Source organism: Bacillus xiapuensis, assembly GCF_002797355.1.
GTDB lineage: Bacteria > Bacillota > Bacilli > Bacillales > Domibacillaceae > Bacillus_CE > Bacillus_CE xiapuensis.
Genome location: NZ_KZ454940.1, coordinates 264,552 through 278,033, shown reverse-complemented (window position 1 = coordinate 278,033; position 13,482 = coordinate 264,552). Strand labels below are relative to the sequence as shown.

Genomic DNA, 13,482 nt, shown 5'->3' with positions numbered 1-13,482 from the left:
ACTATACTCCTGTTTCATTAATTTGTATTTCATTTTGCAGAATGTGCTTCCCTTCTTCCAGCCAATTTAAAGGCGTACCCGGAGCATATTCCAAAATGAGTTCTATGGGTAATTGACATTGGTTGATCGCTGAAAAAATAGCCGGCCATTCTATGTTTCCTTCGCCGATCGGCCAATGAGCATCGCGTATGCCGTCGTTATCATGAATATGCAAGGCCAAAAGCCGATCTTTTGTTTCTTTGATTAGCCGGGGAATGTCCCATTGATTCAAGTTGGCATGCCCAATATCGATTAAAAAGCCTGCTGTTTTATCAATGCCGTCTAAAAAGCGGGTATATTCCTCTTGAGTGAAAAGAGAGCTTCCGCTGTATCCCACATTTTCAATCGCCAGCTTCACTTGGAGCGGTTCAGCTATTTTGCACAATTCATTGATCATTTGAGCTGCCCGCTTTTGAGCCGTTTGTTTATCAAAAGCTGGAGAGAAACAGAATCCGGGATGGATGACAACGTGACAGGCATCAATCATGCCAGCCAATTGAATCGCTTTTTTATATTCAGTAAATGCTGTTTCCCTCACAGCTCGGTTTTCACTAGTTAAATTAATGTCCCAGGCGGGAGGGTGAATCGAATAGCGAACGGGAAGAGCCTGAAGCTTTGGAGCAAGCTCTTGAAAGAGATCCTCCATCTCATCCCAGCATGGGCCGTCCATTAACAATTCGACTTTGCCGGCTCCATGCTTGATGAGTTGATCGGTATTTTCAAAAGGATGATGAGATAAAAGGGCTAAATCAGAATAACATATCAGGTTCTTACTCATGTTTTACACCTCCACAATAGATGATGGGCAGCCAATAGACTGCGTGGTTTGCTTATTAAATAGATGAATTTTATCTGCTTTCGGTTCAATATATACGGTTTCCCCTGAGGTCCAATGCTTCGTTTCGCTCATGGCGATGATTTCTGTTCCTTCCATATCGATAAAGACGCCATAGCGGTTTCCGTGATTTTCGACATATTTTACGTGTCCTTTTATACAATGGGGCAGCGGCTTTTTCGATAGAGTCATATGTTCAGGACGAATGCCAAAGGCCAAGCTTTGTGCGCCGGACTTTTTAATCAGCCGATTCCATTCCGGGTGGAGCGGAATTTCCTGATTGGCAATCACCGCGTGCTGGTTATGATAAGCCATGTCGATTACATTCATTGGAGGAGAACCAATGAATTTTGCGGTGAATATATTGACAGGCCGGTGGTAGACATTTTCAGGAGTATCCACCATTTGCAGGCGCCCTTTGTACATTAAGGCAATTCGGTCGCCTACGGTCATGGCCTCTACTTGGTCATGCGTCACGTACACAAGCGTTTGTTTATAAGTTTCATGGATCTTCACTAATTCTTTTCGTGCTGTGACCCTTAATTGAGCATCCAGATTGGACAATGGTTCATCCAATAAAAAATAATCTCCCTGCTTAACGGCGGCTCTAGCTAAGGCTACTCTTTGTCTTTGACCGCCAGATAAGTCTTTTGGCAGACGGTCTTTGTATTCTTTCAACTGAAGCATTTCCAGCACGGCGTCTGTTCGGCGGTTGATTTCCTCGGGAGGAACCTTTTGAACCTTTAAGCCATACGTAATATTGTTCAACACATTCATATGAGGGTAAAGAGCATAGTTCTGAAACACCATGGCTACATTTCTTTCGCCGCTCGGAATGTCATTGGCTTTTTGGCCTCCCATATACAGCGTACCTGATGTAATATCCTCCAGTCCCGCAATCATGCGTAAGGTCGTAGATTTGCCGCATCCTGAGGGGCCGAGGAGAACTAAACGCTCGCCTTTCTTAATTGTTAAGCTGAGATCCTTTACGACCTCGGTTTTTCCGTAAGATTTGCATACATTTTCAAACTGAATTTCTTTCACAGTATCCCGCCTTTACTTAATTCCTGAAGAAGTAAATGTTCCAATAATATATTTTTGAAATACCAAATACAATGTGAGGGGGATGATCATGGTGATCACAGCAACCGCCATGGCAACGGTAAAGTTCGTTCCGCCCTCTGAGCTGATGTACATTTGCAGCGCCAGCGGCAATGTGTAGTGATCAACTGTTTTCAATATAAGCACAGGCCATACGTATTCATTCCAAGACAGGATGAAAAACCAGATACCTGTGGATGTGACGGCTGGTTTGACGAGCGGAAGCACGATGTCTTTCATAATGCGCGCATGTCCGAGATGATCCAGCCTTGCTACTTCAATTAAAGCGGCAGGGATCGTTTTCATCGATTGTCTGAGCAAGAAAATCCCAACCGCATCAGCAAGCTGCGGCAAAATGACTCCCCATATACTGTCAGCTAATCCGAGATCCGAGATGACCAGATAATTGGGAATCATCGTGACGGAAAAAGGAATGAAAATGGTGCTGATTAAAAGAAAATACAGGATGTTTTTTCCTTTAAAATCAAAAAACACAAATGCATAGGCTGCCAGAAAGGAGGTAAAGACTTTAAATAACGTCACGACCGCTGCGATAATAAATGTATTCGAGACAACCTTGGCAACATTGATGCTTTCAAAAAAAATTGTATAGTTCTCGAGTGTCGGTTGAATGGGAATAAAATTCAATGCATTATTATAAGCTTCTTGCAGCGGCTTAAAAGAAATGCCGATCGCAAAGATTATCGGAAAAGTTAAAATGAAGACGACGGCTATAAAAATCAAGTGCCAAGGTACCGCTGCCATCCGGTTAGTTTGCATAGTGGACTCCTCTTTCTACAAACTTAAATTCTAGAATGAGCAAAATGATAAAGAACACCATAGTTACAATCGATAAGGCGGCGGAGTGTCCTGTCCGATACAATACAAATGCTTCGTGATAAGCATGATAAATCGCATTCGAGCTTGCATAGTTGGGGCCGCCTTGTGTAATGACTTTAATTGGTGTAAATACATATTGAAGCCCTTGAACGATGGTGATGATCAATACATAAATACCTGTGGCGCTGCTCATCGGCAGCACAATATGAAAGAATATTTTCCATAAAGGGACTTGGTCCAGCCGGGCGGCTTCGATGACTTCCCGGGAGATGCCGTTGACGGCAGCATATAGAACGATAAAGTTATAGCCAAACACTTTCCAGGAAGTGATTAAACTTAGCACGACGATAACCCAGCCGTCTAACTTGCTCCAAATCGGCATTTCGATGCCTAACCAGCCGAGAATGATGGCTACTGGCCCCGATACGGGATTAAGGAGCCACGTAAATAATATAGAGCCGACCACCAATGAAATCACAGACGGTAAAAAAATCGCCCCTTTATAAAATTGGCTGAATTTATGAAGCGCCACATCTAGAACAAAAGCAAAAAGATAGGGAACCGAGAGATTAATGATCAGCAGTAAAGCAATATAGAGCAATGTGTTGCCAAACACTTTATATGTAACCGGATCCGATAAGACGTCAGCATAATTCTGCAGTCCGACAAATTCTTTAGTTGGCTTCACCATATTCCAATCGAAAAAGCTTAAATAAATCGTATAAAGAAACGGCCAAAACATGAATAGTATGAAAATAACTAAGGAAGGCATCAGTAAGCCATAAGCTTTCCAGTGATCTTTAGTCCATTTCCGTTTTGAAATTTGTACAGCTTGCATGTCGCGCTTTCCTCCCACGCTTTGTATTCACCAATTAAGAAAAAGGGCTGACTTCCCTCCAATATCCAAGGTAGAGGGGGGAATCCTCTCCTGGCTTTTCAGTATCAGCCCTGCAGATGTTCATGGAGCTTGGATTACTTCAATAACTGATTGATCTCTTTTTCAGTTGACTTTAATCCTTCTTCTACGCCGGTTTTTCCGCCGAGGATCTGGTCGCGGATGTCCAGCAGTAATTGTTCGGCCTGCAAGCCTGCATTGCCGGGGAAGGATGTCCAAGAAACGACACCGTCCATTTGTTCAACAGCTGCTTTCATCATTTCATTTTCTTCCAAGAATGCCTTCAGGCCATTTTCTGCTTCCGCCACATCTTTGCGGGGCGGGACATAGCCAGTGCCTTCTGTCCACTTCGCCATGGATTCTACGCTGTATAAATATTTCATAAATTCCCAAGCCGCTTTTTGCTGGCTCTCTTCTTGCGCTGTTATTGCAAGCATCGCTCCGCCAGCCGGCAATCTTACTTCTTTTCCTTCCCAAGCCGGAGATTTAATAGCGGCGGCCTTAAATTTCACATTCTCTTGTATTTGCGAGCGGCGGGCGATTGTTGTGTACGCCATAGCAACATTTCCGTCGATAAAACTTTGCACGCCTTGATCCCATGGAACATGAAGAGCGGTTTTATCCTTGACCACCATATCGGCCAGCAGTTTGTAAGCTTCAATTCCTTCTTTTGATGCGAAAGAAGCTTTTCCATCCTTCAGCATGCGGGCGCCGTTGCTTTCTAATAAAGCCTGAGTTGCCCAGTTATCAGCCGGTTCTTGCATATAGAAGCCGTATTTTCCTGTTTTCTCTTTGATCACTTTTGAAAATTCTTTCACTTCTTGCCATGTTTTAGGACCGTTCTCCTCCAGACCGGCTTTTTTCAACAGATCCTTGTTAATGTACAAAACCGGTGTGCTTAACGAGTATGGTATGCCGACTTGTTTTTCTTCAGAATTTTTTGCTAAGTCCATGACATTATTTAAAAAGTTGTCTTTTAAAAACGATTGGTCTTCTGGCGCGTGCTTATCTATTACTTCTTGAGGAGATGTGTAGCTGAAGTTGCTGGAAAAGTAGTCCAAAAAAGCCCATCCGACTTGGACGACAGCGGGAGACTTTCCAGCGGCCGCTTCCGCTTGCAAGTTTTGCATCAGGCCTTTATACATATCCGGATTATACTTAGCGACAACCTTCGTGGTTTTGCTTTGTTCATTGAATTCCTTCACTAACTCTTCGACTGTATTCCCACCCTGGGTCTCCGCATTGACATGCCAGTATTCAATAACTGTCTTTCCGTCTTCCGTGGTTTTTCCATCAGCTGATGTGGCATCTCCAGATTTGCCGCAAGCCGCCAATAGCAATAGGAATGAAAGCAAGCTAAGTAATTTTACATAGGACTTCATTTTGTTCCTCCTTCATAAATGGATGGTTTGCTGCCATTCAGCTGTTCAGTGACAGTGAGTGTGGATAAAGAATGTAGGTCACCTCCGCGCACGGTGTGTAAACAAATAGAGAGACCACAAATAAAATGTATATATGTGATATACATCTAATTTGTGGTCTCTCTGCTCGCACCGATTAATTATTCACTTGATGCTTATACCATAACAAGTAATTATTAGGATAGTATTAAGTTAATGTAAAATTATTATTTACAAAGTATTCAGATTTATTTTCCAAATCTTTGGGTTAGATGTTGTCACAGCCGCAGCTCCATTTGCTAATGCTTGCTTGGCATGTTCTGAGGAATTAAGCAGTCCTCCTGTAATAACGGGAACAGGAGAAGCTCCTGATACTCTGTTCACAAAATCGGGCGCCCGGCACGGCATGATTTCAATGATATCTGATTGGATGCGGTGAAGATCTTTCATGAGGTTCGTATACACCTCCGTGTCAATTAAAAACACCCGCTGCACGACAAATAATCCGCTCGATTTCGCTTTTTTAATGATCCCATTTCTCGTTGTGACAATTCCGTACGGCTGGACATTTCTTTTGACAAATTCAATTCCGTCTCTGTCCATTTCTAATCCGCCTATTTTTTCTACATGCAAAATGACCGGGAGACCTTGCGACTGAATGTAGTCAACGTACCGTTTCACTGTCAGTATGGTTCCTGTCATTAATAAGACAGCGCTTAAATTGTTTTTATACTGGATGGCTTGCTCGATGAATTTTGGTTCTTTAATGGCCGCAATCATTTTATGCTTGGTGAGTCTTTCCTTTAAAACCTTTCCTGAATCTCTGCTTTTCATTATTCTTCCCTTTCTTTCATAAGAATGTGAGCGTTCAAACAGTAGGATTTGTATCATTTTCCGCTGTTGGAACGAAGAACAAAGGCTAACGCTGCAGCGTCTTTGTTACCTGCTGCGTGCAGGTCCGAACGAATCACGTAGTTAGGCGCCCCGATTTCCCGCTCCATTTTTGAAGGGAGAGTCTAACAGCAGCGTATAGGCGGGATAAACTCCACAGTCATCATTGTGTACAAGCTGAACAAATCGCTGTATGGCTGAATCAGATGATGGCTTTCCGGCGGAAAAGAAGTACCAGCAGAGGAAAATAGCCGAATAGGAAAAGATCGGTTTCAACACGTTAAAGTCCTCTTGGGCGCCTATTTTATCATAGACCTATTTTCTCTTGTCTGGCAATCGAAAATCCCGGCGCAATAAATACAAAACAGCATAGGATTCAGTCTCCACATCTAAACTTGACTTGTTTCGTTTCCAGACTTTAGGGAATAGCGATGGTAAGAGATAATTGATGAAATAGGAGAGATAACAGGTGGAGAAACAAGTGCTGATTATGACATTTCCAAAAAACAGTCAGGCATACGAAGCTTTTTCCCGAATGAAGGCGCTGCATCTAAAGCAGAAAGTAGTAGTGGAACAGATGGCGGTGGTGCATCATGAAGAAGACCAATCGTTTCAAGTGAAGGATGTTCTGGACATGACGGGGGAAGATCAATTAGTGACCGGCGGTGTGATCGGCATGCTCGTAGGGATGCTTGGCGGGCCGCTCGGCGTGCTGCTCGGCTGGGCGACCGGTTCCATTATCGGCGGTACGGGAGACGCGATGGAGATGAGGGAAGCGGTGACGGCTTTTGAACAAACGTCCAAGGCGATTTCCCCGGGCAAAACGGGGCTGATTGTGATCGCGTCAGAGTACGTCGAGGAAGAAATGGATCGATGGATTGGCCAGGAATTAAACGGGAAGGTGCTCACCCTGCCAGAGCATTCGGTTCGCCGGGACATTGAAGCGGCCCGCAAAGCTGAAAGAGAATTGCGCAAAGAAGCGCGCAAAAAATGGTTTAATGAAACATTTCGGGGGAAGGCCGATTAAGCCAGTCCCGCTTCTGTAGCCTTTACCCTCTGCTGAACCGTTTTGTCAGGGTGGGGGCAGCTATTGAGATTGCCCGGCATTACAAGCGGCCTCTTGCTAACGGAGGCCGCTTTTTCACTTGGCTATTCTTCCTTATAAAATCGTTTCCCTGTTTGTGGATGATAGTAGACGACCCATTTCTTCTTCGTGGTTGGGTCGATGGATACTTCTTCTGTGCGAATAAAGCCCGGGGGAACTTGTTTGCCGTGCTTCTTTTTGAATCGGCGGTCCCAAATAAGCCAAGAGCCGATGATCAGCACGATTAAGATCACGAGTTGAATGCCATAAAAGCCGAGAACCCAAGCCACGTCTTACTCTTTCTCGGCGATAACAGCTGTGCCGTAAGCGACAATTTCACTCATATTCTGGCCGATTTCCCCCGAATCAAAGCGCATCATAATGATGGCGTTCGCTCCCATTGCTTGGGCGTTTTCTACCATGCGGTCAATTGCCTGCTTGCGGGCATCCTCGAGCATTTCTGTATACTGGTTAATTTCTCCGCCTACTAACCCTTTAAAGGAAGCGACAATATCCTTTCCAATCCCTCGCGCTCTGACGGTTAATCCAAAGACAGGGCCCTTTATTTCTGTTACCTTGTAATGCGGAATCCGTTCGGTTGTGACGATAATCATAGATCGCTCTCCTTTGATATTCAATTTTGTTTTCCTTATTTTTATTCGCCGCCGGATATTAAAAGCCTGCTAAATACATAAGATGTTCAAAAAAATGTTCGGCTGCGAGAGGATCCGATTTTGTTTGAATAGGAAGAAGTTGTTGTGCATTATATAAGTAAAATGCTCTGTTCAATGGCCTACCCTATACATGTTGCTCAAAAGATCTGTTGTGACAGTCCTTTTAGATCGAATTTACAATAACTTTACATAAATCGAAAATATATTTTTTATAGGCATGGTATTCTGGTGAAAAGTGTACAGGAGGAGAATAGGATGGGCCATAGCCAACTAAAGAAAACTGCGCTTGCCTCGGCGCTGCTCGTTAGCCTTGTTCTTGGAAATGGAGAGAAGCCGCAGACCTTTGCCAATGTGCTTGATGATGACGTGGTGAAGCTGCGGTTATTGGAAACAACGGATATCCATGTGAACCTAATGAATTATGATTATTATCAAGACAAGGAAGTGGACAAGTACGGACTGGCGCGCACCGCCTCTTTAATTAAGGATGCACGCGAGGAAAGCGCAAACTCTATGCTGTTCGATAACGGCGACTTGATTCAAGGCAACCCTCTCGGAGATTATGTGGCAAAGGTTAAAGGATTGAATGAAGGGGAGGTCCATCCTGTCTACAAAGCGATGAATCTGCTGCAGTATGATGCTGGAAATATCGGCAATCATGAATTCAATTACGGGCTTGATTTTCTAGGAAAAACGCTGAAAGGCGCCGAGTTTCCTTATGTGAACGCGAATGTATATAAGGACGATGGGGACAATAACCCCGATAATGACAAGAACTATTTCCAGCCGTATCTCCTGCTTGATAAAAAGGTGAAGGATGAAGACGGGGAAGAGCATACGATCAAAGTGGGAGTCATCGGTTTCGTTCCCCCGCAAATTATGAACTGGGATAAGGCTCATCTGGAAGGAAAGGTCATCGCCAAGGATATCGTTCAGTCTGCGAAGAAATTCGTTCCGGAAATGAAGGCCAAAGGAGCGGATGTCATCGTTGCCATTCCTCACTCCGGTCTCGGAACGATGGAAGAAGGGCAGATGAAGGAAAACGCTACATATGATTTAACAAAGGTCGAAGGTATTGACGCCGTTCTTTTTGGCCATTCTCACGGAGTGTTTCCAAGCAGCCAATACAAGGATCTTGCGGGCGCTGATGTTGAAAAAGGCACAGTCAACGGGGTGGCAGCGGTCATGCCGGGATTCTGGGGCAGCCATTTGGGAATTGTTGATCTTGAACTGAATAAGGAAAACGGCAAGTGGCAGGTGAGAGATTCTCAATCGCAAACGCGCAGCATTACAACCCCGGACGGAAAGGCGGCGGTTGAATCGGACAAGGAGATCGTCCGCGCGGTTAAGAACGAGCATGAGGGCACGCTTGATTGGGTGCGCAGCGCTGTCGGCCGAACAACCGCGCCGATTACAAGCTACTTTGCGCTCGTGCAGGATGATCCTTCCGTGCAAATCGTCGCAAACGCACAGAAATGGTATTTGGAAAATAAAATTAAAGGAACGGAATACGAAAACGTTCCGGTGCTGTCAGCGGCCGCTCCGTTTAAAGCCGGCGCGCGCATGGGACCGGACTACTACACCGAGATTCCGGCCGGCGATATCGCCATTAAAAATGTCTCCGATCTGTATCTCTATCCCAACACGCTGAGCGCTGTGCTCGTGGATGGAGCCGATGTCAAGGAATGGCTGGAAATGGCTGCGGGCCAATTCAACCAAATTGATCCTGCTGCAGCGGACAAAGAACAGCCGCTGATTAATGCCAGCTTTCCGACCTTTAATTTTGATGTGATCGAAGGGGTGGCTTATGACATCGATGTCACCCAGCCGACTAAATATTCGGCCGATGGCAAGCTGCTTCATCCGAATGCCAACCGAATCAAAAACTTAACCTTCAACGGCAAGGCGATTGATCCCAAGCAGAAATTCCTCGTGGCTACGAATAATTACCGGGCAGGAGGCGGCGGGAATTTCCCGGGGATCAGCGGGAAGAATATCGCCGTTGAAACGCCGGATGAAAGCCGGGGGATTGTCATCGACTATATTATGAAGATGAAAGAAATCAATCCAGCGGCGGACAAGAACTGGGCGTTTGCTCCAATCAAAGAAGAGGTTCATGTGACATTTGAAACCTCTCCGAATGCCAAAAAGTATATCGGGGACTCCGATAAGTTTGCATTTGAGAAGCAGTTGGACAGCGGCTTTGCCCAGTTTTCCATTAATATGAAGCGGGAGGGTCAGCCGCCAGCCCAAACGGAAGAATTTAAAGACGTTCCGAAGAATCACTGGGCGTATACTTATATTCAAGCGCTGGCGGAGAAAGGGATTATTCTCGGGAAAAATGATGGCCGCTTTGCTCCGAATGCCAGCGTCAAAAGAGGGGAATATGCGGCTTTCCTTGCGCGCGTCCTCGATCTTAAAGCGAAGGGAGCATCGCCATTTACTGATGTTCCGGCCCACATGAAGGATGCCGTCACGGCTTTATATGAAGCGGGAATTGTCTCGGGGATGAGCGAGAAATCATTCGCTCCCCACAAGCCGGTCACAAGAGAGCAAATGGCCGCGATGACTGTCAAAGCGCTTGAAGTCAAAACCGGTCAATCATTTAAAGCGTCCCAACCGGCTGCCTTTAAAGACAATAAACGGATACACAAGCCGTTTCAGGAGACCGTCGCGATCGCTGTTGAGCAGAAGCTAATCAGCGGCTACAAAAACCGCTCCTTCCTGCCAAAGAAGGGCGCCACCCGTGCGGAAGCGGCCAAAGTGATTTATACACTGGATCAATATAAGAAATAATCAGGAAGCCAATAGGTGAAAGACATCGCCTCAATGTCAACGAACGGTGCCATACAGCATGAAGAAAAACGAAGCTGTTAGATTAAAAAGCAGCTTCGTTTGCGTTTGTTTTTTTGTCAGGCTAATAGTTTCTCAATCTCTGCGGCAAATGAGAAAGGGTCATCTGATGGTTCGTAGCGCCTGATGACCTCTCCGCTGCGGCCGATGAGAAATTTAGTGAAGTTCCACTTGATGGCATCGCCAATCAGAAATTCCGGAGCCTTGTCAGCGATCATCATTTTCAGCAGCCTTTCGCTGCCGTTGGATTCATCGAACCCGCGGAAGGGAGCAGCTTGCTTTAAATAGCGGAATAGAGGCAATTGCTGCTCGCCGTTGACATCTGCTTTGGCAAAGACCGGGAAGGTGACGCCGTAATTTAATTGGCAGAAAGCGGAGGCTTCTTCACTGCTGCCGGGCTCTTGATTTGCGAATTGATTACAGGGAAAGCCGAGAACCATTAATCCGGCATCCCGATACTGATTGTACAGTTTTTGCAGATCCTCAAGCTGCGGTGTAAAGGTACATTTGCTTGCCGTATTGACAATTAGCAGCACCTTGCCTTTATAGATTGACAGCGGTACTTGCTCTCCGTTTGCCTTTGTAGCCGTATAGTCATAAATACTCATCGTTCGCACCTCTATTTTATTATTATTTAATAATTATTCTAAATTACTTCAGTACCGTTGTCGAGTGAAATGCATTACTTTTTAACCCATATGCGAGATAACGCAGGATTTTCGCTTCAATAATGAAGGAGAGATCACGGTTCTGAAAGACCCGATTCGTCTCACGGACCAACAGCTGAAAAGGAAAGAAGCTTTCGTTATTTGCAGGTTCACTTCATCGGTTTTCGCAGGGACTCGTTGTATAATCGAATATAGTCCAAACGGGGGCAACCGTTCATCATTTTTCAATGTTTTTCTTTTCATGTATTAATATTGATACGCTCCTTCCGATATAAGCTTTAGAGGTGATATGTCGGAAGGAGAGGTTCAGGATGCTTGATAAAATTAGAGTGTCCAATCATCAGCCCGTACAGCCTGTGACTCATCCTAGGAAGTCGGAGGATCCCGAATCCCTGACTGCTGAAAGGGAGATGGCTCAATATCAGCCCAGTAAAGAAGAGATGAAGAAAGTCGTTCAAGGCATGAATGATTTTTTGTATCCTTCAACCATCCATGTAAAATTTGAGTTTCATGATGAATTGGAAGAGTATTATGTAACGATGGTGGATGATCAAACGCAGGAAATCATTCGCGAAATTCCACCGAAAAAGCTGCTGGATATGTATGCAGCGATGACAGAGTATTTAGGGATTTTAATAGATAAAAAGGTGTAAGGAGGCAATAAGGTGCGTATAGGCGGACTAGCAAGCGGCATGGACATTGACCAGATGGTGAAAGACCTGATGAAAGCGGAAAGAATGAAGGGGGATAAATTACAGCAGAAAAAGCAATATTTAGAGTGGCAGCGCGATGATTACCGCAGTATGAACAGCGCGTTATTTACATTTGACCAAATGTTATTTGACGACATGATCATGCAAAAGAACTTCATTCAAAAATCGGTCAGCGTGTCTGACTCGGATGTGGCCGCTGTTAACAATGTCGGCTCTGCCAGCGAATTTTCAGGCACGCTGGAGGTGGCCCAATTAGCTAAGGCGGCGCGAATGACAAGCGGTCAGGCGACAAATATCACGGATCCAACGAAAAAATTAAGTGAGTATTTCGGTACAGGAACACAAACGATCTCTATTCAAGCAGTTGATAAAGAAGGGAAATTGCAGGAAAAACCGGTGGAGATCCAGTTTAATCTGGAAGATGAATCGCTAAACAGCCTGATGGAAAAGATTAATGAGAAAACAGGCGTGACGATGTTTTATGACAGCTTTACGCAAAAAGTGTCCATGACCGCCAAAAATTCCGGAGATGCGAAAGGAACAGCGGAAATTGTGCTGGGAGGAGACTTCTTATCTAATCAGCTTCATCTGTCGGCTACTAACTTGGACAGTGCAAACCCCGCCAATCAAGCCGGACAAAACGCCAAGGTTACCCTGAACGGACTGGAAACTGAGCGGTCCTCAAACATATTTAATATCGGCGGAGTGGAGTACACGCTCAAAGGGCAGGGAAAGGTGAATTATCAATCTTCCCCGGATGTCGAGAAAGTATATGACACGATCAAAAACTTTGTCGAAAAATATAATGAATTGATCGGGAAAGTCAACGGAGAACTGAATGAGAAGCGTTACCGCAGCTACCACCCGTTAACGAAGGAGCAGCGGGAAGCGATGTCAGAAAAAGAGATCGAGCTTTGGGAAGACAAGGCCCGCAGCGGGACATTGCGCTCAGATTTCGCTCTTTCTTCCGGCATGAATAAAATGCGCCTTGATTTGTCCACTCCTGTAGCAGGGCTGCCGAAAGATTTGAATCAGCTGTCTGATATCGGCATTACAACATCAAGTAACTACTTGGAAAGAGGAAAGCTTGTGATTGATCCTAAAAAATTAAAAGCAGCGATTGCGAAAGATCCGGCGGCTATTCACAAGCTGTTTGCCAAGGAAGGCGATGTGGAGGTAGTGGATGGAAAGCCTGTTGTAAAGAACGAGACACAGGGGCTAGCCCGGAGATTGCGGGACGCCATTAAAGGAACAATGGAAGCCGTTGAAGAAAAGGCGGGCAAAGCTTTTTCCGTGAATAATACCTTTTCCATCGGTAAAACGCTCGATCGTCTCAATGATCAGATCACGAGTTTTGAAAAGAAATTATTCAAGATAGAAGATCGCTACTGGCGCCAGTTTACGATGATGGAGAAAGCCATTCAGCGCTCCAATGAGCAGTCGATGTCGCTCATGAACTACTTCAAGTAAGGAAGAAAAGGAGATGTTT

General features: G+C 45.1%; 13 protein-coding genes. 4 read left to right on the top strand and 9 right to left on the bottom strand.

Annotated elements, in window-relative coordinates:
• Position 1: 1 nt before the first annotated feature.
• The 6 genes from CEF20_RS13035 to CEF20_RS13010 form a co-directional block, all read right to left on the bottom strand.
• On the bottom strand, positions 2-817 hold the full coding sequence (locus CEF20_RS13035; RefSeq protein ID WP_100332354.1) for a sugar phosphate isomerase/epimerase family protein: 816 nt from the start codon (positions 815-817) through the stop codon (positions 2-4).
• A 3-nt stretch (positions 818-820) separates the two neighbouring features.
• Entirely contained in the window at positions 821-1,918 is a 1,098-nt protein-coding gene (locus tag CEF20_RS13030; protein ID WP_100332353.1) for an ABC transporter ATP-binding protein, read from the bottom strand.
• A gap of 12 nt (positions 1,919-1,930) precedes the next feature.
• Positions 1,931-2,755 (bottom strand): carbohydrate ABC transporter permease, encoded by an 825-nt coding sequence (locus CEF20_RS13025; protein WP_100332352.1) that lies wholly within the window; start codon positions 2,753-2,755, stop codon positions 1,931-1,933.
• Positions 2,745-3,653 (bottom strand): carbohydrate ABC transporter permease, encoded by a 909-nt coding sequence (locus CEF20_RS13020; protein WP_100332351.1) that lies wholly within the window; start codon positions 3,651-3,653, stop codon positions 2,745-2,747. The genes CEF20_RS13025 and CEF20_RS13020 overlap by 11 nt, the downstream gene beginning before the upstream one ends.
• 134 nt (positions 3,654-3,787) lie before the next feature.
• Positions 3,788-5,092 (bottom strand): ABC transporter substrate-binding protein, encoded by a 1,305-nt coding sequence (locus CEF20_RS13015; protein ID WP_100332350.1) that lies wholly within the window; start codon positions 5,090-5,092, stop codon positions 3,788-3,790.
• 249 nt (positions 5,093-5,341) lie between these two features.
• Entirely contained in the window at positions 5,342-5,944 is a 603-nt protein-coding gene (locus CEF20_RS13010; RefSeq protein WP_100332349.1) for a glycerol-3-phosphate responsive antiterminator, read from the bottom strand.
• Positions 5,945-6,470: 526 nt separating this feature from the next.
• On the opposite strand from CEF20_RS13010, the gene CEF20_RS13000 reads away from it, so the two are divergent.
• On the top strand, positions 6,471-7,028 hold the full coding sequence (locus CEF20_RS13000; protein WP_100332347.1) for a DUF1269 domain-containing protein: 558 nt from the start codon (positions 6,471-6,473) through the stop codon (positions 7,026-7,028).
• Positions 7,029-7,150: 122 nt separating this feature from the next.
• Here CEF20_RS13000 and CEF20_RS12995 read toward each other — a convergent pair whose 3' ends face one another.
• Together CEF20_RS12995 and CEF20_RS12990 are read right to left on the bottom strand one after the other, a co-directional pair.
• A complete protein-coding gene (locus CEF20_RS12995) occupies positions 7,151-7,375 on the bottom strand; it encodes a hypothetical protein (protein WP_100332346.1) in 225 nt (74 codons plus the stop codon).
• Between the two features lie 3 nt (positions 7,376-7,378).
• Positions 7,379-7,699: a YbjQ family protein gene (locus tag CEF20_RS12990; protein WP_100332345.1), complete on the bottom strand. Its 321-nt coding sequence runs from the start codon at positions 7,697-7,699 to the stop codon at positions 7,379-7,381.
• 315 nt (positions 7,700-8,014) lie between these two features.
• Between CEF20_RS12990 and CEF20_RS12985 the strand changes: the two genes are divergently transcribed.
• On the top strand, positions 8,015-10,555 hold the full coding sequence (locus tag CEF20_RS12985) for a bifunctional 2',3'-cyclic-nucleotide 2'-phosphodiesterase/3'-nucleotidase (protein ID WP_100332344.1): 2,541 nt from the start codon (positions 8,015-8,017) through the stop codon (positions 10,553-10,555).
• A gap of 116 nt (positions 10,556-10,671) precedes the next feature.
• Here the strand turns inward: CEF20_RS12985 and CEF20_RS12980 are convergent, their stop codons facing one another.
• Positions 10,672-11,220, bottom strand: coding sequence for a glutathione peroxidase (locus CEF20_RS12980; RefSeq protein ID WP_100332343.1), 549 nt, complete (start codon positions 11,218-11,220; stop codon positions 10,672-10,674).
• 371 nt (positions 11,221-11,591) lie between these two features.
• Between CEF20_RS12980 and flaG the strand changes: the two genes are divergently transcribed.
• Both flaG and CEF20_RS12970 read left to right on the top strand, forming a co-directional pair.
• Positions 11,592-11,933: a flagellar protein FlaG gene (gene flaG / locus CEF20_RS12975; RefSeq protein ID WP_100332342.1), complete on the top strand. Its 342-nt coding sequence runs from the start codon at positions 11,592-11,594 to the stop codon at positions 11,931-11,933.
• 12 nt (positions 11,934-11,945) lie between these two features.
• The gene (locus tag CEF20_RS12970) at positions 11,946-13,463 is read left to right on the top strand and encodes a flagellar hook-associated protein 2 (RefSeq protein ID WP_232713522.1); all 1,518 of its coding nucleotides are present in this window, start codon (positions 11,946-11,948) and stop codon (positions 13,461-13,463) included.
• The last annotated feature ends 19 nt before the right edge of the window (positions 13,464-13,482 follow it).